This window comes from Paenibacillus tabacirhizosphaerae, from assembly GCF_040812395.1.
In the GTDB taxonomy this organism is placed as follows: Bacteria; Bacillota; Bacilli; order Paenibacillales; family NBRC-103111; genus Paenibacillus_E.
Map to the genome: position 1 here is coordinate 1 of NZ_JBFNXH010000068.1, position 1,259 is coordinate 1,259.

The following is a 1,259-nucleotide window of genomic DNA, read 5'->3' on the forward strand; positions in this document are numbered from 1 at the left end:
AGGTGATAGTGCAAGGTTTGTATATGACGAGAATGGTGAATTTGTCGGGGTAAAAACCACGCTCAGATCCGGCAAAACTGAAGGAATTGTGTATAAAAGGACTAATATTAAAACAGGAAAAGAATATGTGGGACAAGCTAAGAGCATCGAAAGATATATACTCAGACAGAAAGAGCATGCGACAAAGAACGGTCAACAATATGAGTTTGAAGAACTTGGTAGAGCAAAAGCTGGAAGTGAATTGGATATTTTGGAACAAACGATGATAAATTTACACGGAGGATTGGGGAAGGAAGGTGGCACCCTTGAGAATTTGATCAATAAAATCCGAGAAAGTAAGTGGGAGTTACTAGGAATCCCTCCTGTATCAGGCAGAATTCCTAATGATGAATAATAAAAAACTAAATTTTGAAGAGAGGATACGGACGTAATGCCAAAGAAAAAAATTAAACCTCAAATGGGAGATGTGTTCTCTATCTCACTTAATGACGAGAAGTTTTGTTATGGTCAAATTGTAGGAATGGACACAATCATTGTCTATGATATTGTTGGTAATGAGGGGCAATCTATTGAGGACATAATTAGCAGTTCAATTATGTTTTTAGTACACACAACTGATGTATATATTGAGGACGGGAAATGGCATCTTCTTGGAAATGCACCTATCCCGGAAGACATTAAATTCCCTCAATACAAAACGTATACATTAGACGGATACGCTATCATTGACCACAACTCCAACATATTAAGGAAAGCAAGTAAGGTGGAAGAAGCTAGCCTGACTGGGAAAAAATCATATACTCCTAATGTTATAGAGGAAGCTGTGAAATCCAAATTTATTAAAAACGAAGAAACACCGTTTACTCAAAGGTTTTTATACACTAAATAATAATAAAGCTATTCAACCTTGCGAGTTACCTTCGCAAGGTTTTTTCATGCTCTGACATGGAAGCACATTCTTGAAGCCATAGACGTTTTGCTGAGCTACAGAGCCACGAAAGATTAACACCTATGCCTTTGCCTTCGGCAACCTCCACACCTCACGGCCCCTGATGGAGCCGAGAAACGGCTTGTCCCCCAAGTGGATTCCGATGCAGGAACGCTTTTCACCTCTCAGCACGAGAGAGGCGACAGCTTCCTGCACAAGGGAATCCACCGCGGACAAGCCGTTTCTCGCATTCAGGGCAGGTGAGGCGTTTTCGGTTGCCGCGCGCCGCGGCTTTGATCCTTCCGGCTTCGCTTTTTGCTTCTCGTTGGAC

General features: G+C 41.6%; 3 protein-coding genes. 2 read left to right on the forward strand and 1 reads right to left on the reverse strand.

The features are described from left to right. On the forward strand, positions 1-394 hold a 394-nt coding region (locus tag ABRS97_RS27980), incomplete at its 5' end, for a GIY-YIG nuclease family protein (RefSeq protein WP_483312507.1). Between the two features lie 36 nt (positions 395-430). Next, a complete protein-coding gene (locus ABRS97_RS27985) occupies positions 431-889 on the forward strand; it encodes an Imm26 family immunity protein (protein ID WP_367819450.1) in 459 nt (152 codons plus the stop codon). A gap of 120 nt (positions 890-1,009) precedes the next feature. Here ABRS97_RS27985 and ABRS97_RS27990 read toward each other — a convergent pair. Continuing rightward, the coding region (locus ABRS97_RS27990) for a hypothetical protein (RefSeq protein ID WP_367819451.1) at positions 1,010-1,259 on the reverse strand (250 nt) is incomplete at its 5' end.

Bases quoted from the DNA above. Each gene is read 5' to 3' on its own strand.
- ABRS97_RS27985 (WP_367819450.1), top strand. From the start codon at position 431: ATGCCAAAGAAAAAAATTAAACCTCAAATGGGAGATGTGTTCTCTATC.